The sequence below is a fragment of the Ruegeria sp. YTSC106 genome (genome assembly GCF_059609765.1).
The window spans coordinates 29,454-49,163 of sequence record NZ_JBXWMI010000012.1 but is presented as its reverse complement, the minus strand read 5'-3'; the positions used below and the strand labels follow the sequence as shown (position 1 = coordinate 49,163).

Sequence of the window (19,710 nt, the reverse complement as noted above, 5' to 3'; positions counted from 1 at the left end):
GTTTCACAGGTTTTTAGGATTGTGTGAGTGAATAGGTACGAGGTTCTGCCACTGTTTCAGAGCACATCCCTGACCAACGGTTCTGACAGGAGTTCGTCGACAAAGAAACTGAGCAACTGCAACCTGCTGGAAACGCCCGCCTTTCGATAGACCGCAGCGCTTTGGGCTTTGATCGTCCCTTCTTTCGTCTGTCGCATTCCGGCGATTTCCGCGATGGAAAGACCCTTGATCGTCAGCATGGCAACGTCACGCTCAGCATCACTGAGCTGCCACTCGCTGAACTGGGTTTCGATGACCTGGGCAAAAGCCCCTTGCGCCACTTCCAGTTGCCGCTGCATGTCGCGCACCCGTCTGGACTGGGAACGGATCAGGGCGATCGTGGCGCTCAGGCCCCCGACAAGCGCCAGCGACAGAAACAGCTCGAACGAATGCAGGTGACGAAACCCCGCGCCGTCGCCGCCAGTCCAATCCAGCAGCGCATCCGTCATGAAAAAGGCGGCGCAGAGGGCCTGCACCACCAGAAGGAGCCAGAGTAAAGACGTTTGAGGTACTTTCATGCGGCCCCTTGGACGTTGCAGGTTCAGTCGTCATCCTCTTCGAGCTCGATGGCTGTCACCACCCCGTCCGTGTCAGACAGAACCAGTTCAGTTTCCACGCCATCCTTGATGAGTTCAACCTCGATCTTCCCACCTTCGAATTCGATCTCTTCGATCTGGTACCCCTGGGCTTCAAGGGCCGCGCGGATATCGGCTTCGCTTGTGCCCAGTTTGTCGCCCAGTCCGACATTGGCCAAAGCAAGAACCGGTGCGGTTGCGATCAATCCCGTCAGTGTCAGCAGTTTCAAGGTTTCCATATCGCATCTCCTTTTTGTGTTGTGGCGATGCGGTCGAACTGGGGATGGCAGAGGAGACCTGCGATTGGCTTTTGGTTGAAACGGGGCGAATGGAACCAAGGTTTATGCAATTTTCGGCCGTTTCCGCCCGTCAGGTTCAGGTTGCAATCAAATTGTGATAGTTTGTTTTGGGAAAACATACAGGCATGTGACCAACGATGTCGGGCTTTCTGACTGTCTTGAACAGGAGAAGACCATGGCTTTTACAGATTGGTACGTCGAGGGGGAAAGCTTCGGAAACTGTAATTGCGGCTATGCCTGCCCCTGCCAGTTCGAGGAATTGCCGACGCATGGCGATTGCCGGGGTTTCGAAGTGCTTGAAATATTCAAAGGATATTTTGGCGAAACGGATCTGAGTGGAACCAAGGCTGCGTTGATCTATGCATGGCCCGGGCCAATATTCGAGGGTGGCGGCGAAATGCAGGTGATCGTCGATCCTGCGGCCTCACCGGCGCAGCGCGATGCGCTGGAAAAAGTCTTTCACGGCGAAGAAACCGAAGAGATGGCAACCCATTGGTACGTGTTCCGGGCCATGTGTGAGACGGTGCACGACACGCTGTACCTGCCGATCGAGCTTGAGATGGACATCGAAGGGCGAACGGCCAGCGTTACCGTTGGTGACGTATTAAAGTCGAACGGGCGCCCGATTCAGGCCCCGCATGGCGGCGGGGAACACCGCGTACGCATCGATATTCCCGGCGGGATCGAATTCACCATTGCCGAGATCGGCAGCGCCTCGACCCGAGCCGATGCGTCGATCAAGCTGGATCTGAAAGACAGTTACGGCCAGTGGCACGTGTTGAAACATGGCCCGGGTGGTGTCACGCACTGACCTGCGGTCAGGCCGCTTTTGCGGTTTCGTTCGGATGCACCTTCCAGCCCGGAACCGCCAGATCCGCTGCAATCACTCGGACTTCAAAAGGTTTGAGGACCGGTAATACGGTTGAACCGTAACCGCATTCACCATTTGCCAGTTCCGGGAACAGTTCGAACAACTCGCTCCGGGTTGCGGGCGCCATTGCATCAAGACTTGTGTCACCGGGGTAAAAGGACTCGGACCAGATTCCTTCGACATTCACCAGCTCATGCTGATCATAGAGGATGTGAATGTACTCCACCCCTTGTGCAGGCGTTTCCTGAACGATGGTCTTTCCATTGATCAGCCCTTTTGCAGGCGCCAACATCGTTGTTTCGCAATGCATCAGTTCCATCATGGCTGAGGTCACGGCAATCCGGTGCTGTGGTGAGATGACGAGATCGCGGGATGGGCCGTTCGGCCCGAAACAGCCCGCTTTGATCCGTACAGGGGATAGGTGAGGGTTTCGCTGCAACTCGGACGCGGACAAGCGGCGCTTGCCGATCCAGCGTACCGGACGGGTATGGCCGTCGGCGGTGACAACCGGGTCGCCGGGCTCCAGCGCCTCAACCCGGCGCAGTCCCGTCGGGGTCTGGATCAGCGATCCAAAGGTAAAACACACGAAAGAAGGCAAAGTGTGATACGCGGATGACGGCGCGGTTCCGGCAAAGCCGGTATCTGAAATCGTGTCATTCAGTTCGGCCTGACCGGAAGTGACGATTATGTAACGCGGGTTGGAAAACTGGATCAGGATAAACGTGACAGGCGCGCCATCGACTGTGCCCGTATAATTCTCGAAAGTACTGAAATTTTGGGTCGAGCCGGAAAAGCCGGGAAGAGACCCAAGATCAAGTTGCGAACTGCCGTCCGGGTCAGGATCTTGCAGCAGGGCGTCATTATCCGTGACTTCGACCGAATACGCAGCAGTAATATCAACACTGCGGTTGCTGAACGGGTCTGCGCTGATTTCGTAAACAGTAATCGATGCCACGGTTGAACAGCTTCCCTGAAACCGGCAAAATACCCCTTAAGGTTGATCTAATACACGCAATAAGTGTTAATAATTGGTTTACCAAAATTGCGACGCAGTTCCCCTTCCTGCTGCCCCGCAAACAAAAAAGGCCCCGGATGAAACCGGGGCCTTCTGCTGTCTGTCAGAGGGGGCAGATTACTCTGCGCTTTCCTCTTTCTTTTCTTTCTTCTCGGGAACGATCTCTTCGCCGGTTTCCTGATCGACCACTTTCATCGACAGGCGAACCTTGCCGCGATCGTCAAAACCCAGAAGCTTGACCTTCACTTCCTGACCTTCTTTCAGAACATCCGACGGATGGTTCAGACGGCGGTTTTCGATCTGCGACACGTGGACCAGACCGTCGCGCTTACCGAAGAAGTTCACGAAGGCCCCGAAATCGACGATTTTTACAACTTTACCAGTGTAGATCTGACCTTCTTCAGGTTCTGCCACGATCGAATAGATCATGTCATAGGCCTTCTGGATCGATTCACCATCCGGCGAGGCGATCTTGATGACGCCATCGTCGTTGATGTCCACCTTGGCTCCCGAAACCTCAACGATCTCACGGATGACCTTGCCACCGGAACCGATCACTTCACGGATCTTGTCGGTCGGAATGTTCATGGTCTCGATGCGCGGGGCGTGGACCGAGAAATCGTTGGTCTCGGACAGGGCTTTGCCCATCTCGCCCAGGATGTGCAACCGGCCGTCCTTGGCCTGCGCCAGGGCTTTCTCCATGATTTCGGGCGTGATGCCCGCAACCTTGATGTCCATCTGCAGCGAGGTGATGCCGTTTTCGGTACCGGCAACCTTGAAGTCCATGTCGCCCAGGTGGTCTTCGTCACCCAGAATGTCGGACAGGATGGCATAGTCGCCGTCATCTTCCAGGATCAGACCCATGGCCACACCGGCAACCGGCGCTTTCAGCGGAACACCCGCATCCATCATCGACAGCGAACCGCCGCAGACAGACGCCATCGAGCTGGAGCCGTTGGATTCTGTGATCTCCGACACGATACGGATCGTGTAGGGGAAGTCGGTCGCCGCAGGCAGAACCGCCTGCAGGGCGCGCCATGCCAGCTTACCGTGGCCAATCTCACGACGGCCCGGGCCACCCACGCGGCCAACTTCACCAACCGAATACGGAGGGAAGTTGTAGTGCAGCAGGAAGTTCGATTTGAAGTTGCCATGCAGCGCGTCGATGAACTGTTCGTCGTCACCGGTGCCCAGCGTGGTCACGGCCAGCGCCTGTGTTTCACCACGGGTGAACAGCGCGGAACCGTGCGTACGCGGCAGCATCGAGGTTTCTGCAACGATCGAACGGATATCGGTGGTCGAGCGACCATCGATCCGCTTGCCGCCTTTGACGACGTCGCCGCGCAGAATACCTGCTTCGAGCTTTTTCATCGCGGAACCGAGGTTGCCGTCTTCCAGCTGTTCCTCGGTCAGCGCTTCCTTGATCGCTTCACGGGCAGCGGCAACAGCAGCGGTGCGCTCCTGCTTGTCAGTGATGGCAAATGCGGCGCGCATCTGCTCTTCACCGGCGGCCTTAACGGCAGCATACAGTTCGGAGTAATCCGGCGCCTGGAAATCGAACGGCTCTTTCGCGGCTTCCTCAGCCAGCGAGATGATTAGGTCGATGACCGGCTGAATCTGCTCATGCGCAAAGTTGACCGCGCCCAGCATTTCCGCCTCGGACAGCTCGTAGGCTTCCGATTCCACCATCATCACGGCGTCTTTGGTGCCAGCAACAACCAGATCCAGACGCTGTTCGGGGTTCAGGCGCAGGTCCTGCATATCGTCCACGGTCGGGTTCAGGACGTATTCACCGTCTTCGAAACCAACACGGGCACCGGCTATCGGGCCCATGAACGGCGCGCCGGAGATGGTCAGAGCAGCCGAAGCGGCGATCATCGCGACGATGTCGGGATCGTTGACCAGATCGTGGCTCAGCACGGTGCACATCACCAGAACTTCGTTTTTGAAGCCGTCAACAAACAGCGGGCGGATCGGGCGGTCGATCAGACGCGCGGTCAGCGTCTCTTTCTCGGTCGGGCGCGCCTCGCGCTTGAAGAAGCCACCCGGTACTTTACCGGCGGCATAGTATTTCTCTTGGTAGTGGACGGTCAGCGGGAAAAAGTCCTGACCGGGTTTTTGCGCCCGCGCAAAGGTCACGTTTGCCATGACGCTGGTTTCGCCCAGCGTCGCAATCACGCTGCCGTCAGCCTGACGGGCAACCTTGCCGGTTTCCAGTGTCAGCGTCTCTTCGCCCCACTGCATTGATTTCTTCGTTACATCAAACATATGCGTATCCTAGAAGGGAGCACTCCCGCCCCTGCGGGTCTCCCGTTTGCATGGCGGCCCCATTGCCGCCGACCCCAATTTATCTTCCATTCGAGTGCCGGGGTCAGGGCACAACGTCTCAGATACCGCGCGCATACATGAGAATGCGTTGAAAGGAAAGAGGAACTGGATGGGATGGCCGAATCACGCTGAGACAGACAACGGCTCTCTCTAAGTGTTCAGTTTTCAGATCGCGAGCAAAAGCTGTGAGCGGCGATGCAATGTGTTTCTTCACAGGCGACGACCCAGAGATCTGTGGGTCGATTACATCGCTAACATCGGTAAAATCGAATGCATTTTGTAAAAATATGAAGGCAGTATAAGCTTTTACCACAAGCCCGCGGACGAAATGACGGAAACGCGCCAAGGGGGTTAATAATCCCATACCCGTCCGCCGACCGAAAACCTTGGCGTTTGCAGCTAGCGAACAGAAGGGCAATCGAATGGCACAAACAAAAAAGATGCTGGATCCGGATCCCCGGATTTACGACTTCGAAACGGAATATGAACTGGGGCAGGATAACGTCCGACCGTTTGGCTTGGACATTCACAACCCGGTCTTTCTGATCTCAAGTATCATGATCTTTGCGTTCGTCCTGATCGCATTGGCCAACCAAGAGGCCTCGGCGTCGTTCTTCGGCTGGCTCCGACCCTGGCTGACCAGCACGTTTGATTGGTTTCTGGTCCTTTCGGTTGATGCAATCACCCTGTTTTGTCTTGTTCTCATCATCCTGCCCGTCGGTAGCGTGCGGATCGGTGGCAAAGACGCCAAGCCTGATTATTCCTATGCGGGATGGATCGCGATGATGTTCGCTGCTGGAATAGGTATCGGTCTGCTGTTCTTTGGCGTGATGGAGCCGGTCTATTACAATTTTGCCGAAGACGGGAACGCAAGCCCGCTGGGCATTGATATCGCGGTGCCGGGAAATGAATATGCCGGTGTCGTCGGAACCATTCATCATTGGGGTCTGGAAGGCTGGGCGGTTTACGCCGCGGTCGGCCTGAGCCTGGCGATCTTCAGTTACAACCTGAACTTGCCGCTGACCTTGCGCTCGGCCTTCTATCCGATCCTTGGCGAACGGGTCTGGGGGTGGTGGGGCCACATCATCGATACGTTGGCGGTCTTTGCCACGTTGTTCGGGTTGACCACATCACTTGGTCTGGGTGCTCAGCAAGTTGCCGCTGGTCTTTACGAGGTCTTCGGCATCGAACCCAGCCCCACTGTCGTTGTCTTGCTGATCATCGGGATCACGTTGATTGCGCTGGGCTCGGTTCTGCTGGGCATGGATGCGGGCGTCAAACGGCTGAGTGAGATCAATATGGTCATGGCCGTCGGACTATTCCTCTTCGTAATCGCCGTAACTGGCATTGGCACGGCCATCGCACGATATTTCAACGTGATGACCGACTACGTGCTGCACTTACCTGCCTTGTCGAACCCGTTCGGACGAGAAGACACCAGCTATTTCCATGGTTGGACGACCTTCTACTGGGCATGGTGGATCGCATGGTCACCCTTTGTGGGCATGTTCATTGCCCGGATCTCGAAGGGTCGTACTGTTCGCGAGTTCATAATCTGCGCGTTGCTGGCGCCGACAGCCGTCTGTGCCCTGTGGATGTCAACCTTCGGCGGCGCCGCCATCGACATGTTGAACGCGGGCGGAGCGGAAGGTGTTCGCGCGACAGTGATTGACAGCTACGCCCCAGAAGGTGCGTTGTTCGGTTTCCTGAAAGAACTGCCGCTTTACGGCATCGTTGCCCCGATTGCCCTTGTCCTGATCGTAATATTCTTTGTCACCTCATCCGATTCAGGGTCGTTGGTGATCGACACGATCACTGCTGGCGGCAAGATGGACGCGCCCGTGGTTCAGCGCGTGTTCTGGTGCACATTGGAAGGTCTGGTCGCCATCGCATTGCTGTTGGGGGGTGGTCTTTCAGCGCTGCAAGGCGCAGCGGTCTCAACCGGCATCCCCTTTACGCTGGTGGTTTTAACAATGTGCTACTGTTTGTGGCTGGCGCTGAAATCAGAAAAAGCGAAAATGTAGAGCCGTACACATTTCCAAGAATGAAACGCCCACCGATTGGTGGGCGTCTTCGGTTTTGTGGAACTGCACAAGGCATAATGACTTAGATGATGTTTTGACTGAGTTCATGCGCGCACCAGTATCAACAAAAACTGCGTTGGGCGGGGTATGCGTTTGGTGCCAGATGCCGAAATCCCGGGCTTCAGGATATTGCTGAAGGGGGGAAACGTCCAACTATGCACTGAACAGGGAACTTGCCCGTTTTTCTGAGTGTTCTCGGGCGCTGCTATTGCGTTGACATTGAATTCTCAGAATAGGACGTTCACGCGAAGAAAACTGCTTTCGACCACCCTCCGGAGGAATAAGTGTCAATTGTTGATGTCCTGGCCGCGCGCCTGATCGAAGATGTCAAATTCAACGACCTGTCAGGAAGCTTCCTGATGCTTGGGCGGCAGGACTGGATAGGTGCGCGTCGGTCGTCATCCGCCGCATTGTTTCGGGAAACCTTGCAGAAGTACCTGCCCGGAGTGAGCGAAGCTGACCTTTGCAACCCGGATGATGGGTACTCGGAAACCTTCTTTCGTAAACTTGGGTTTTCGGAAGTGGACTCTCTGGATTTCTCGGGTTTCGAAGGGGCGAGCATCGTTCAGGATCTCGCGGGGGATTTGCCTGAAAATCTGGTTGGTCGGTTTGACGTTATCTATGACGGTGGAACCTGCGAGCACGTGTTCGACTTGCCGACCGCCTACCGGAACATTGATAAGATGCTGAAGCCCGGGGGGGTGTTTATCGCACACTCGCCATCGAACAATTGGATCAATCACGGCTTCTATCAGATTTGCCCAGAGATAGTGTACGGCTTTTGGGTAAACGCCATGAACTATGAGGCTCTGAAATGCGTGTGGCAGCCGTTAAGGCCATACGCCGCGCGTAATGTGGTGAAAATGACGGATCCCAACAAGACAAAGAAACGTCCGCGCCCGCTGGGAACCTTTGGTCCGGGATTGCCTGTTCTTTTGGATTTTGTGGTTCGAAAACCTGTTGCTGACACCAAGACGAGTGCAAATGTGTCGCAAAGTGACTATGCCACACGTTGGGAAAACACGCGGAAGGCGTAAGGCCCGGTGTCGCAACAGACGTTCTCTGACCGTTGGGGAATGTCCAACTGCTTTGGTAAGTTAAGGGGGATGTGTCGCTTTCGGCGGATCCAACAGAAAACGCCCGCCGGGTGGCGGGCGTCGAACCGGAAAACCCGGTTTAAAGTCGTCTGAAAAAGCTTAGCGGCGGATGCCCAGCTTTTTGATCAGATCCTGGTAACGCGCTTCTTCCTTGCCTTTCAGGTAATCCAGCAGCTTACGGCGCTGGGCAACCATCTTCAGCAGACCGCGACGACCGTGGTTGTCTTTTTTGTGGGTCTTGAAGTGCTCGGTCAGGGTGGTGATGCGCGAGGTCAGGATGGCAACCTGGACTTCAGGCGAGCCGGTGTCGCCGTCCTTGGTTGCGAATTCTTTCATGACGCGTGCTTTTTCTTCAGCAGTAATCGACATCGGGGTCTCCTTTGAAAGGTTAGAGTTGATGGCGCAGGCCGGGATGTCGTCCAGCACAGGCCCATGGAGAAAACCGCACCGATTCCGATGCGGATGGGCGCGTATAGGCGCATTTTCACCAAATGGCAAAGGGAAACTGCGGGCTCAGACCATCTGTCCGTACTGGGCCAGTTGCGCTTCGGTGATCAACTGAATGTCGGCCACCGTCATACCTTCGGCCCCGTATACCTGCGCCACTTCCTGACCGTTGATCATCACCCGGGTCAGATTGGCGTTTTCAGCGTCAGGTTCCACCTCAATTTCCGGGTCGGCCTCATCCTCCCAGGTTACGAGCAGCTTGTCCTCACCGGGTTGGAAGCCCATGACGGTCACGTCTTCGTCACCCGGGCTCAGCACGATGTCATCGGCGCCCTGCCCACCGGTCACCACATCCCCGCCGCCTGCCACAATGGTATCGTCACCAGCGCCGCCATTCAGGAAATCCTTTTCGGCCGCGCCGTCTTCGATACCGAGGACAAAGTCGTCGCCGTCGCCCCCAAAGATCGTATCCTCACCTGCGCCACCGTTCAGGGCATCGTCCCCGAACCCGCCCTGCAATGCGTCGTCATCTGCCCCGCCTGTCAGAGTATCGTCGCCCTGACCGCCATAAAGTTCGTCTTCGCCTTCGCCGCCATCCAGAGTGTCGTCCCCGAAATGGCCGAACAGGGCGTCGTCCCCCTGATTGCCGAACAGAAAGTCGTCATCAGCCTCTCCGTGCAGAACATCATCACCCTGACCGCCCGAAATCGTATCCGTACCGTCGCCCCCGTGCAGAACGTCGTCGCCCTTGCCGCCGTCGATGGTGTCATCGCCGCCAAACCCGTTGACCTGATCGACACCGTCCTGTCCGGTGATCTGGTCCGGGCCATCGCTGCCGGCAATTACGAGGTCTCCTTCGAATTCAGAGATTACGGTGCCAGTGGACGGGGTTTCGATATCGGGATTCACCGGGTCTTCGACGTTTTCGCCAATCTCAAGAAACTCTCCGGTATCGGGTTCAGTTTCTGCGTCATCATTGGGGTCGTCCTCTGATACGTCCTCGTCTTCGATCAGCATGTCGCTCATCGCGTATGCAGTACCGCCGATGGCGGCGAGTCCGATCAATCCGGCCAGAAACATGACACCCCTCCGATCGCAGAATGCTCCGAGGGTGAACATCCCATGCAATCGGCAATCGGATCAAAGTCAAGTTATTGAAATGGTTAATACTTTATTGCCATTGCTCTGGCTGTTGGCTGTAGGCGATATAGAGCGGGTGCTTGGGGTGGCCGTCTTTGGTCAAACCCAGATGGAACAGCGGCTGGCTGGTCCGGCGCAGCAGGGTCTCCACCGCCGGGCCCCGGTTCAGATGCGCACCATGGGTGCCCCAGGCAGCGATGACCTGATCGGCCCACCGAACACCTTCCAGAATGGCGGCGTCATTTTCCGGGCCTACCGGATCGGCAGCAGCGCGCATCTTGCGCGGATCGGTGTCGCGCCAGGCAAAGATGTTGGTTACCTGAAACGCGCCAAACCCCAGCGCTCGGGCACGGCGTTCGCAGCGTTCCACTGTCGGGTCGTTCTGCACTTCGGTCGCGGTAGACGGGTTCAACATGACAAACAGCGCCTTGCGCCCTGCCGGGTCCCAAACACGCGTCAGGCTATAGCGGTATTTCTCGCAGTCGGAATAGATGGCGGTCGAGGGCGCATCGCCCTTGGTGTGCGTTCGGGTGATCATGCCTTTCGCCTAACACGTGGTTCAGGCGGCGAACACCCGGCTGGGATGCAATTCGCCTGATTTATAAACCCCTACGGCAACGGCCTTGCCATCCAGTGAGGCCCATGCCTCGTCTCCGTATTCAACATCTGAGGCCAACACCATGCCCGGGTTACCATTGCGTAGACGGGTCGCGCCTTCGGGGGTGCATTTGAGCTCGGGCAGGTCCGACAGACCGGTTTCCAACGGGTGCAGATATTCGTCCAGCGCGGTGGTCTTTGCCATCTCGTCGATCTGTTCGATGCTCAGCCCGTCTTCGGCCTCGAACGGTCCGGACCAGATCCGGCGAAGTTCCCGGACGTGGCCATGACATCCCAGGGCTTCACCCAGATCGCGGGCGATCGAGCGGACATAACCGCCCTTGCCGCAGGTCATCTCCAGCACCACGTGATCTGCGTCGGGGCGATCGACAAGGATCAGTTCCTCGACCCAAAGGGGCCGGGCGGTCAGTTCCACATCTTCGCCATCGCGGGCCAGTTTATAGGCGCGCTGGCCGTCGATTTTCACGGCGGAAAACTTGGGCGGGACCTGCATGATGTCGCCCAGAAACGGGGTCAACGCCTGCTTGATGTCTTCATCTGACGGGCGGGCATCGCTTTCGGCAATCACTTCGCCCTCGGCATCGTCAGTGTTGGTGGCCTGACCCAGACGGACAGTGAAGGTGTAAGCCTTCAAAGCATCAGTGATGTAGGGAACGGTCTTGGTCGCCTCACCCAGAGCCACGGCCAGAACGCCGGTGGCCTCGGGGTCCAGTGTACCCGCATGGCCTGCCTTCTTGGCGTCCATGGCCCAGCGCACTTTGTTGACCACGGCGGTCGAAGTCATGCCCGCGGGCTTGTCCACCACCAGCCAGCCGGAAATGTCCCGACCCTTGCGTTTGCGTCCCATTTAGCACCTTCAATCTTGCTGAGGCGCGCGACCTAGCGGATCGCCATCGCCCTGTCAATTTCAAGGTGCGTCTTCGACCACACCCACTATAGGCCCCAGCGAAAACCCGACATCGGACCGATTGTTCGCGCGGTCATACATGCGAGAGATATTGCCATCGAAGAACAGCGCATTCGGAGTTTCCAGCACGTCCCGGAACAGACGGCCGAATTCGTGGAACGTGACGTAATCTTCGGAAATCGCAAACACCACACGGGTGCCATCGGCGCTGGTGCCCACTCCGTTGCGCACATAGAGCGAGGTCGAATCGGGCAGGAACCGGGGATGCAACTCGCCATTGATCACCAGCATCGGGCCGGATTGGCTGGCGTACCGGCAGTCGGGGGCATGATCGAGGAAATCCAGCGTCTCGTACACATCAGCACGGCCCTCGCGGATGCAGAAAACGCCGTTGGGCAGCAAGCCAAAATTGCCGGGGCCGGGGTTGGAGATCACCCGCATGACCTCTTTGCCGTTCTCGACATAATGGCCGACGGGCGACCGGTCATCGTGATACATGCCCGCGTTCATGGCAAAGGCCAGACGCTCACCACCGGGGGCCAGCGCCTCGTTCACCGACGAGAAATGCCCCAGAAGATCCCCATTCTCATCGTTGAGAAACAGGCGCAGGTCTTCGGTTTCCGCGTCGACTTCGCAGACGGTATAGCGTTTGTCATCATGGGTCAGCTTTTCGCAAGTAACCGCAGAGGCTTGCACGGCCCAGACAACCGCGCCCAATGTGACAAGTACCCGGATCACTCGTCCAGATCGCGGCGCACCGCGTCCTGTTCGAACATGCGGCGGGTGTCGTCCAGACGGTCGAACGTGTCATCAAGCCGGAACCGCAGATCGGGCGAGAATTTCAGGCCGACCTTCTTGCCAACCATGCGCCGAAGTTCACTTTTGTTGCGGGCGAGCAGTTCGATCACATCCTCCTGCCCCTTGCCGCCCAATGGCAGCACATAGGCGGTGGCGATCTTCAGATCGGGCGAGGTGCGCACCTCGCCTACGGTGATCGACATGCGGTTCAGTTCGGTGTCGTGGACATCTCCGCGCGCCAGAACTTCGGACAGGGTGCGGCGGATCAGTTCGCCGACACGCAGCTGTCGTTGGGACGGGCCGGGGCCATCATGGAATTTGTTCTTTGCCATAAACCCCGATCTAAGCGCAAACCGGGGCTTTGCCAAGCGGGCGCGAACGGGGTAGGAGGCTTTGAGCAGTTTGCAGCAAGGGAATACCGCCATGACCCATATTCCGGGGATCGTCATCACAGGAGCTTCGGGCCGTATGGGGCAGATGCTGATCAACACCGTAACCGACAGTGATCAGGCGCGTCTGGTCGGCGTGATCGAGCGCAAAGGGCATGACTGGGTCGGTCAGGATGTGGGCGAAGCCATGGGTGGCCAGGCGCTGGGCGTCAAAGTTACCGATGACCCGCTGGAAGCCTTCGCGCAGGCACAGGCGGTGATCGACTTCACCGCACCCGAGGCGACGCTGGAGTTTGCTGCTCTGGCGGCGCAGGCCCGGTGTGTACATGTGATCGGCACAACAGGTATGACCGACGAACAGATCGCGGCGCTGGAACCTGCCTCGCGCCACGCCGCGATCATACGGGCAGGGAACATGAGCCTTGGCGTCAACCTGCTGGTGCAACTGACCAAGAAAGTCGCGGCTGCACTGGATGAGGATTTTGATATCGAAATCATCGAAGGGCACCATCATCACAAGGTGGATGCACCATCCGGCACCGCTCTGATGTTGGGCGAGGCCGCTGCCGAGGGACGTGGCGTCAAACTGTCGGAGGTGTCCGACCGGGGTCGCGACGGCATTACTGGCGCTCGCAAACGTGGCGACATCGGCTTTCACGCCATTCGCGGCGGCGACATCGTGGGCGAGCATGACGTGTTGTTCGCCGCCCCCGGTGAACGCATCGTTCTGCGCCATCTGGCCACCGACCGCGCTATCTTTGCCCGCGGCGCGCTGAAAGCGGCTCTGTGGGGACAGGGCAAGGCACCCGGCCAATATGACATGGTCGATGTATTGGGGCTTTAGGCGCTAAGTTCAATTTTACGCAGTCGCAACAACAAAGAATGCTGCAATTCAAATGGCTGCCGCCAGTCGGTTAAAGACTCATGACCAGCGGATGACGAGGGCCGCGAAAGCGACTGCATGCAGAAAAGTCTTGGGACAGGACCGTATCAGTGACATTGCCAGCAGTACCTAAAAACACTCTCGGGCATAATGAAAAAGCAATAGTAGCGAAACGGGACCTCCCATGAACAAAGAAATTAGGGTTGCGGCTTGAAGGTTGTCATACATCAAGGGTTTCACAAAACAGGAACCAGAACCCTGCAAACTATGTTGTTCAGGAACCGCTCCCGGCTTAAGAGCCGAGTGAACTTTCTTGTCCCCCGTGACCTGAAAGAAGCGGGGTTTGCCGCCCGGCGCTATTCCATTTTGCAAGAAGACAGGGTCCTTGCGAGATTCCGCAAAAGATTTCGTCAAGCTCTTGCTCCTTTCGAAGGTCAAACAGACACGCCTCTTCTTGTCAGCAGCGAGGAGTTTGCCGGCCTGATACCGGGGCGAAACAACGTGTGGTCATATTCGCAGACGCACGTTTTGGCTGATGCTGTGCTAGACGAAATTGACAGGTTCGCGAACGGCAATGCGCGTACCACATTCTTGTTCACGACGAGAAACCGCGCTGACTGGATCAGAAGCGTTTATTGGCAAAACATCCGCTCGAACAGAATCCGAGAGGACCTTTCGGAGTATGCTGATCTTTTGCAGCAGGGTACAGACCTTGAAGGTGTGGTAAGCCGCGTCAAAAACGCCGTGTCTTCGAGGGCTGACGTCCTGTCCTTAAACGTTTCGGAGCTCAACGATCGATTATTTCCTGTGGCAAAGGCGCTATCGATGCTGAACGTAAGGTCTGATGATCTGACGCCTGTCAGTAATCTGAATGTTCAGCCGGTTGGAGTCGCAGAGTACTTTCTGGAGTTGAACCGCTCACCCATGACCGATGAAGAAGTGATGGCGGCAAAACGAGCCCATTTGGACAGTTTGCGGACCTCTTAACAGTGCGCTTCTGCTCATCTCGTGCAAACTGTCTTGATGCTTCGGGGTCGGATTATGCCGCTACGTCGCGCGCCCTAATTCTAACATCGGCATTGTAATCGACATCATGTCGCAGCCTGCCATTACAGGCAATGACATCGATGGCAACGGGCAGGGGTTGATCCTGAGTGAAACCACGCACGGCGGAACCGCTCTCACGGTGAATTGCGCCGGTTTTCGCCGGTTCGATCCCATCTGAGTCTCTCTTGCGCACGTACAAAGTGACGCAGAGGTTTGCGGCAAAGATCGTGGGAACTTGAAATGCGTTTCCCTAAGGCGGTGCGCTTGGTCAAAGATCGCGGATCTTGTCGGCGCGCAGGGGGCAGGCGAGGTAGACGCCGAACTCCTGCCCGATATCGGCGCTGACACGCGCGTGAACTGCGCCCTGACGGTCGAGAAACCGCTGGTTGTTTTCAACCGGGAAAATCCCCTCATGCCAGATGCCGGGATGAATATAGAGGCCACGCGAGCCATCACACCAGAACGCCACCACCTTGTCCGGGGTCAGATTGTCGCCGGGCAGGGCCGCGGGCACGATGAAGGGCTTGTTGCCCAGCGGCCAGAACATCTGCCCGCCGTCGGGGTGATAGTTCATATGCCACAGCAACACTTGATCCCGCGGGGCCGTTTGCCGGTCGGTTTGCGCCTGCTGAGGGTCGGCTGACCAACCTAGCACGTAATGGCCTTTGACCGCCTCGTTCTCACCGTAAAGCACGTCACCCTGCCAGTCGCATTTGAACGTGCCTTCAACCCAGCCGCCTTCGTCACCCGTGCCTTCGTCAATCGGTCGCCAGCCCTGCTGCGGCCAGCGTACGATCTCGATTTCAAAGGTTTCGGGGTCTTCGACCAAACAGCCGTAACCCTTGACCGATGTGTCCGTCGCACGGATCAGGGGAACCTCGTGCCACGGCAGCGAGGGTTTCGAACTGGCCTCGAAGATGTACTCGGGTGCAGTCATGATGCACCCAGATGCCTGTCGACCATGCGCTGAACCATCGGTGCGAAATGGGCGAAGTCCGGTGTCTCCATATCCGCGCGTTTGCCGGCCTCATCCAGATACCGGACCTGAATGATCTCTTTCTGGTTTGGATTGGATTCGAACGCGGCGACTTCCTCAGCGCTCATCGGGCCGCCTTGCAGCTCCAAGGTATGGACCGAGGCGGCGGAGAGGCGGTTGAAATACTCGGGCTTGGTGGCGCAGAGATACCGTTTCGCGGCCACGTGATATCGACAGCAATCGGTGATGACCGAGGGGAAGAACTGTTCCAGAACTTCCGCACCTGCATCCTCATGGTGGCGGTCTTCGGTATCATCGGGGTGGTAGGTCCCGAACTCGGATGTGAAATGGCCGATATCATGCAACAGAGCGCCGACGATGATTTCCTCAGGCTGACCGTTCTGTTCGGCGATGGTGGCGCCTTGCAGCATGTGCTGGGCCATGGTGACGGGTTCACCAAGATATTCCTCACCGCCGCGGCGGTGGAAAATATCCCCGATGAAGGCGACGATATTGTTTCGGCTCAGGGTCGAGAAATCGGGTTTCATTCCGCTGCCTCCGGCTGCGTCATCTCTATCGCCGCCAAAGTCGACAGCAACCCGTCCTTGTCGGCATAGCACCCTTGCAACCAACGCGAACCTGCACCGGAATAGCCCAGTCGTGCGTGCAGAACACGGGTGTTGTCGACGATGAAGCTTTCGCCCGGCTCCAGTTTGAACGACACGCCCATGGCCGGATCGTCGATGATCTCGCCCAGTTGACGATAAGCGGCGTAATAGGCCTCCATCCTGTCGAACGGGACGTCCACGAAGGGCGCGGATGAGCGGTTGTTGAACCGGATGCCGACCAGTTCTCCATCCGGCGACAATTCGATCATCGGACGGCGAGATCGCAGGCAGACACCGTCTGACCCCTTGTATTCGAAGCGGGCGGGGTAGCCTGCCAGCAGGGCAAAGCCCTCGGGGTTCTGCGCACGCAGCTTTTCGGCAGCGCGGAAGCCGTCGACAACGATCGAGTCGCCCCCTTCTGCGCTGTTTTCCAGACAGTAAAGGATTTGTAGCGTCGGTACAGGGTCGCGATAGGGGTTGTCGGTGTGGGCCTGCAAGCCAAGCCCGGTATAGGCGAGGTTGGTCGGGTTCACTTCCGTCCGAACCTCGAAATAAGGGCCATAGTTTGTTTCGCGGACGTAGCCGAACAGGTCGGCCACTTTTAGAAGCGACTCTGGTTCGGTTGGCCCGCCCGCCAGCTTGGCAAAGCCGTAACTCGCCACAGACGCCAGCCAGTTGCGTTTGGCCGCAGGGCGGGCATGAACCTCGTTCCAATCGCCAGAGGGTGCGGTGATCCCGCCTTCCCAGGTGATGATGCCGGGGCCAGTGCGGCCCAGCGTATCATCACGTTCGCAATCATAGTTGTGTTCTGCCAGCCATTCGGCCGGGAAGGTAACGGTTTTGTCCTCGGGCTGGAACGTGACCTGAAGGTTGCCCGCGACAACTTCGGCGGAACTGACCGAGATGTCAGCAGGGATATCGCCGACGGTGATCAGTCGCTGGCCGTTGCCCAGGGCGCGGGTTTCCGGATCCAGCGCGTTGTCGCGCAACCAGATGGCGTGAAAGCGGGCTTGCGTTCCCGTGTCGAACGCGACGGTGACGACCGAGGTGTCATGAGTGGCGGTGCGCAGCATTGGGGCCTCCTGTTCGGCGCGAACTTTGGTTGAGCAGATACGCCGTTCGTGGCATTACGACAATTAATCCTTATTTCGGCTGAGGCTTGGAAAATATAATGGCTAAGAAAAAGATCGGACTGCCGCCACTGGACTGGTTGCGCGTGTTCGAGGCCGCCGGGCGTCTTGGTGGGTTCTCGGCAGCGGCCAAGGAATTCGGGCTGACGCAGGCCGCTGTCAGCCAGCGGATCGGTAATCTAGAAGCCTGGCTGAGCCGATCCTTGTTTGTGCGCGAGGCGCGGGGCGTGTCACTGACGGTCGAAGGTGAAAGTTATCTGCCCTTGGTGCAGGACAGCCTTCGTGCGCTGGAGCGCAATACCGAGGACCTGTTTGGCAAATCCCCGCGCGAGCTGCGCGTGGCCGGGTTGTCGTCGAGCATCCACGCATTGGTTCTTCCGGCGCTGACCAAGTTTCAGGAGGTGCAGCCCAAGGTTCGGGTAATGACCGACTCGGTCGCACGCCGGTCGTCTTTGGACGAAGAACGAACCTGGCTGCAAATCCGATATGGTCGGGGCTTGTGGGCCGGGCGCGATTCAGCCTTGATCGCGCATGAGGTCCTTGCTCCCCTTGCGGCACCGGGTGTTGACTGGGGCGCCCCACTGATTGATCTGCGCGGAGAACGCCCCGGTTGGAGAGAGTGGAGCCAGAAGAACGGCCAGCAGGACCTGCCGCCTTCAAAAATCAGCTTCGATTCGATGGAACATGCGATTTCGGCAGCGCGGCGCGGCATGGGAGTGGTTCTGGGATCGGTTCCGTTAGCCTCTGCCGATCTGCAGGAGGGACGGTTGCGCCGACTGGATCTACCCGAATTGCACACCAAAGACGGGTACTGGCTGACGTGGCCTGAAGGCCGGGCGAAGTCCAAGAAACAACTTGCCCTGATCGAAGATTTCCTGAAGGCGCTGCGTGGTTGACCGTTCAGAAGTCGATGGCGATGCCCTTCTTTTCCCAATCACCGTAACGGGCCGGGTCCGGTCCGTCTCGACCACCCAGCTCTTTCGGCAATTCCTGGGCTTGGGCTGTGGCTTTGCGGCGGCGTTCTTCCGCTTCGGCCAGGGCGCGCTGGGCGGCGGGTGGCAAGTCTTTGCGGTCGTCACTCATGACATCGGGTTCCTTTCCGTGCACAGCCTTGATATACGCCCGCGTCCGCCATTGGCAATGCGGGCGCAGGTCACATGAAGGCGGTACCATGTTTAACAGCGCAACAGCAGCACGGCGCAGCGCAATCTATCTTCTGGATCAGGTTCTGGGCGAAGGTCGCCTGCTGGCCGAGTGTCTGGCGGCGGGCGCAGTGGATCGGTTGGAGCCCGAGGACCGCGCGCGCGCTCAGCGCCTGGCTTTGGAAACGCTGCGTGGGCTGGAACGTGCCGACCGCCTGTTGGACAATCACCTGAACCGCACGCCTGCCCTGACGGTCCACAACGCACTGAGACTGGGGGCTGTCGAGCTTTGCAATGGCGAAGCCGCGCATGGCGTTGTCAATTCCATGGTCGAGATCGTCAGCCGTTCGCGCAAGCATAGTCGCCTCAAGGGGTTGGTGAATGCCGTTCTGCGCAAGGTTGCGGCAGAAGGCCCCGAGGCGTGGCCAAAGATGCGCGTTCCGCGTTTGCCGGATTGGTTGCGTGAGCCTCTGATCGCAGCGTGGGGCGCGGATGCTGTTACCGGAATGGAGCAGGCACATTTCGCGGGCGCACCACTGGACCTTACCTTGAAACCAGGGGCGGAAGGCCCTTCAGGCGAGATCCTTCCGACCGGGTCGCTGCGTATACACGACGCGGGTCAGGTCTCGACCCTGCCGGGGTACGAAGCAGGTGACTGGTGGGTGCAGGACGCCGCTGCGGCTTTGCCGGTTCGCATTCTGGACCCGAAGGCGGGCGAAAAAGTGCTGGATCTCTGCGCGGCCCCAGGTGGGAAAACGATGCAACTTGCGGCCGCAGGGGCTGATGTCACGGCACTGGATGTGTCGGAATCGCGGATGGAACGGGTGCGGGAAAACCTTGCAAGGACCGGCCTGAAGGCGAAGGTCGTTGTTGGCGATGCGCTGGAACACGAGGGCCAGTACGACGCGATCTTGCTGGACGCGCCGTGCTCGGCCACAGGTACGATCCGCAGGCATCCTGACTTGCCGTTTGCCAAGGACGGTTCGGACTTCGGCGGTCTGATCGAGCTCCAGTCGCGCATGTTGGCCCAGGCGTGGAGTTTGCTGAAACCCGGTGGGCGTCTGGTCTATTGCACCTGCTCCCTACTGCCGGATGAAGGTGAAGTTCAGGTGGAAGAGGCGTTGGGCATGTATCCTGACATGAGCGCGGATCGCGACGCGCTGAACGTACCCTGTGTTGAAACAGATTGGCTCACTGAAGAAGGCGGCTTGCGATTGCGCCCCGATTATTGGCTGGACCGGGGCGGTATGGATGGGTTCTATATCGCGTGCCTGACCAAATCCGCCTGAGCGCACGCTTTTCGATGACTTGACGATC

Annotated in this window: 23 protein-coding genes; 8 read left to right on the top strand and 15 right to left on the bottom strand. The window is 58.0% G+C overall.

Annotation, left to right across the window (positions count from 1 at the left end; all coding sequences use genetic code 11):
- Positions 1 to 56 precede the first annotated feature (56 nt).
- Together AC2FEB_RS16290 and AC2FEB_RS16285 are read right to left on the bottom strand one after the other, a co-directional pair.
- Positions 57 to 557 carry a helix-turn-helix transcriptional regulator gene (locus AC2FEB_RS16290; protein ID WP_496674637.1) on the bottom strand — a complete coding sequence of 167 codons (501 nt, stop codon included), beginning with the start codon at positions 555 to 557 and terminating at the stop codon, positions 57 to 59.
- Between the two features lie 23 nt (positions 558 to 580).
- The gene (locus AC2FEB_RS16285; protein ID WP_171363429.1) at positions 581 to 853 is read right to left on the bottom strand and encodes a PepSY domain-containing protein; all 273 of its coding nucleotides are present in this window, start codon (positions 851 to 853) and stop codon (positions 581 to 583) included.
- 235 nt (positions 854 to 1,088) lie between these two features.
- Here AC2FEB_RS16285 and AC2FEB_RS16280 point away from each other — a divergent pair, with 235 nt between their 5' ends.
- Entirely contained in the window at positions 1,089 to 1,724 is a 636-nt protein-coding gene (locus tag AC2FEB_RS16280; RefSeq protein WP_496674639.1) for a DUF1326 domain-containing protein, read from the top strand.
- Between the two features lie 7 nt (positions 1,725 to 1,731).
- Here AC2FEB_RS16280 and AC2FEB_RS16275 read toward each other — a convergent pair whose 3' ends face one another.
- The 3 genes from AC2FEB_RS16275 to AC2FEB_RS16265 form a co-directional block, all read right to left on the bottom strand.
- Positions 1,732 to 2,739 (bottom strand): Hint domain-containing protein, encoded by a 1,008-nt coding sequence (locus tag AC2FEB_RS16275; RefSeq protein ID WP_496674641.1) that lies wholly within the window; start codon positions 2,737 to 2,739, stop codon positions 1,732 to 1,734.
- 177 nt (positions 2,740 to 2,916) lie between these two features.
- Positions 2,917 to 5,067 (bottom strand): polyribonucleotide nucleotidyltransferase, encoded by a 2,151-nt coding sequence (gene pnp, locus AC2FEB_RS16270; protein ID WP_117871800.1) that lies wholly within the window; start codon positions 5,065 to 5,067, stop codon positions 2,917 to 2,919.
- A 118-nt stretch (positions 5,068 to 5,185) separates the two neighbouring features.
- Complete coding sequence (locus AC2FEB_RS16265; protein WP_496718916.1) at positions 5,186 to 5,491, bottom strand: hypothetical protein; 306 nt, start codon at positions 5,489 to 5,491, stop codon at positions 5,186 to 5,188.
- A 58-nt stretch (positions 5,492 to 5,549) separates the two neighbouring features.
- Here AC2FEB_RS16265 and AC2FEB_RS16260 point away from each other — a divergent pair, with 58 nt between their 5' ends.
- Both AC2FEB_RS16260 and AC2FEB_RS16255 read left to right on the top strand, forming a co-directional pair.
- Entirely contained in the window at positions 5,550 to 7,151 is a 1,602-nt protein-coding gene (locus AC2FEB_RS16260) for a BCCT family transporter (RefSeq protein WP_496674644.1), read from the top strand.
- 344 nt (positions 7,152 to 7,495) lie between these two features.
- A complete protein-coding gene (locus AC2FEB_RS16255; protein WP_496674646.1) occupies positions 7,496 to 8,248 on the top strand; it encodes a class I SAM-dependent methyltransferase in 753 nt (250 codons plus the stop codon).
- Positions 8,249 to 8,407: 159 nt separating this feature from the next.
- On the opposite strand, the gene rpsO is transcribed toward AC2FEB_RS16255, so the two are convergent.
- The 6 genes from rpsO to rbfA all read right to left on the bottom strand — a co-directional run bounded on the left by rpsO (position 8,408) and on the right by rbfA (position 12,550).
- Entirely contained in the window at positions 8,408 to 8,677 is a 270-nt protein-coding gene (rpsO, locus tag AC2FEB_RS16250) for a 30S ribosomal protein S15 (RefSeq protein ID WP_117871806.1), read from the bottom strand.
- A gap of 144 nt (positions 8,678 to 8,821) precedes the next feature.
- Positions 8,822 to 9,835 carry a calcium-binding protein gene (locus AC2FEB_RS16245; protein WP_496884217.1) on the bottom strand — a complete coding sequence of 338 codons (1,014 nt, stop codon included), beginning with the start codon at positions 9,833 to 9,835 and terminating at the stop codon, positions 8,822 to 8,824.
- A gap of 91 nt (positions 9,836 to 9,926) precedes the next feature.
- Positions 9,927 to 10,433 carry a DUF1643 domain-containing protein gene (locus AC2FEB_RS16240; RefSeq protein WP_117871811.1) on the bottom strand — a complete coding sequence of 169 codons (507 nt, stop codon included), beginning with the start codon at positions 10,431 to 10,433 and terminating at the stop codon, positions 9,927 to 9,929.
- 21 nt (positions 10,434 to 10,454) lie between these two features.
- The gene (truB, locus tag AC2FEB_RS16235; protein ID WP_117871813.1) at positions 10,455 to 11,360 is read right to left on the bottom strand and encodes a tRNA pseudouridine(55) synthase TruB; all 906 of its coding nucleotides are present in this window, start codon (positions 11,358 to 11,360) and stop codon (positions 10,455 to 10,457) included.
- Positions 11,361 to 11,420: 60 nt separating this feature from the next.
- Positions 11,421 to 12,158: a phosphodiester glycosidase family protein gene (locus AC2FEB_RS16230; protein WP_299899501.1), complete on the bottom strand. Its 738-nt coding sequence runs from the start codon at positions 12,156 to 12,158 to the stop codon at positions 11,421 to 11,423.
- Complete coding sequence (rbfA, locus tag AC2FEB_RS16225) at positions 12,155 to 12,550, bottom strand: 30S ribosome-binding factor RbfA (protein WP_117871818.1); 396 nt, start codon at positions 12,548 to 12,550, stop codon at positions 12,155 to 12,157. The genes AC2FEB_RS16230 and rbfA overlap by 4 nt, the downstream gene beginning before the upstream one ends.
- A gap of 91 nt (positions 12,551 to 12,641) precedes the next feature.
- Here rbfA and dapB point away from each other — a divergent pair, with 91 nt between their 5' ends.
- From dapB to AC2FEB_RS16210, 3 genes are all read left to right on the top strand, one after another.
- Positions 12,642 to 13,451, top strand: a complete 810-nt coding sequence (dapB, locus tag AC2FEB_RS16220; protein WP_496674651.1) for a 4-hydroxy-tetrahydrodipicolinate reductase — start codon at positions 12,642 to 12,644, stop codon at positions 13,449 to 13,451.
- A gap of 342 nt (positions 13,452 to 13,793) precedes the next feature.
- Positions 13,794 to 14,477 carry a hypothetical protein gene (locus AC2FEB_RS16215; RefSeq protein WP_299899496.1) on the top strand — a complete coding sequence of 228 codons (684 nt, stop codon included), beginning with the start codon at positions 13,794 to 13,796 and terminating at the stop codon, positions 14,475 to 14,477.
- 106 nt (positions 14,478 to 14,583) lie between these two features.
- On the top strand, positions 14,584 to 14,715 hold the full coding sequence (locus AC2FEB_RS16210; protein ID WP_496674653.1) for a hypothetical protein: 132 nt from the start codon (positions 14,584 to 14,586) through the stop codon (positions 14,713 to 14,715).
- A 90-nt stretch (positions 14,716 to 14,805) separates the two neighbouring features.
- Here AC2FEB_RS16210 and AC2FEB_RS16205 read toward each other — a convergent pair whose 3' ends face one another.
- From AC2FEB_RS16205 to tmpA, 3 genes are read right to left on the bottom strand one after another with little or no spacing between them, the layout of a single operon-like run.
- Positions 14,806 to 15,474, bottom strand: coding sequence for an ureidoglycolate lyase (locus AC2FEB_RS16205; protein WP_496674655.1), 669 nt, complete (start codon positions 15,472 to 15,474; stop codon positions 14,806 to 14,808).
- Positions 15,471 to 16,061, bottom strand: coding sequence for a (R)-1-hydroxy-2-trimethylaminoethylphosphonate oxygenase (gene tmpB / locus AC2FEB_RS16200; protein WP_496674657.1), 591 nt, complete (start codon positions 16,059 to 16,061; stop codon positions 15,471 to 15,473). The genes AC2FEB_RS16205 and tmpB overlap by 4 nt, the downstream gene beginning before the upstream one ends.
- Complete coding sequence (tmpA, locus tag AC2FEB_RS16195) at positions 16,058 to 17,194, bottom strand: 2-trimethylaminoethylphosphonate dioxygenase (RefSeq protein WP_496674659.1); 1,137 nt, start codon at positions 17,192 to 17,194, stop codon at positions 16,058 to 16,060. Before tmpA ends, tmpB begins: the two co-directional genes overlap by 4 nt.
- A 98-nt stretch (positions 17,195 to 17,292) precedes the next feature.
- On the opposite strand from tmpA, the gene AC2FEB_RS16190 reads away from it, so the two are divergent.
- The gene (locus AC2FEB_RS16190) at positions 17,293 to 18,147 is read left to right on the top strand and encodes a LysR family transcriptional regulator (protein WP_496674661.1); all 855 of its coding nucleotides are present in this window, start codon (positions 17,293 to 17,295) and stop codon (positions 18,145 to 18,147) included.
- Between the two features lie 4 nt (positions 18,148 to 18,151).
- Here AC2FEB_RS16190 and AC2FEB_RS16185 read toward each other — a convergent pair whose 3' ends face one another.
- Positions 18,152 to 18,334: a DUF1674 domain-containing protein gene (locus tag AC2FEB_RS16185; RefSeq protein ID WP_117871831.1), complete on the bottom strand. Its 183-nt coding sequence runs from the start codon at positions 18,332 to 18,334 to the stop codon at positions 18,152 to 18,154.
- An 88-nt stretch (positions 18,335 to 18,422) separates the two neighbouring features.
- Between AC2FEB_RS16185 and AC2FEB_RS16180 the strand changes: the two genes are divergently transcribed.
- Positions 18,423 to 19,682: an RsmB/NOP family class I SAM-dependent RNA methyltransferase gene (locus tag AC2FEB_RS16180; RefSeq protein ID WP_496884216.1), complete on the top strand. Its 1,260-nt coding sequence runs from the start codon at positions 18,423 to 18,425 to the stop codon at positions 19,680 to 19,682.
- Positions 19,683 to 19,710 lie beyond the last annotated feature (28 nt).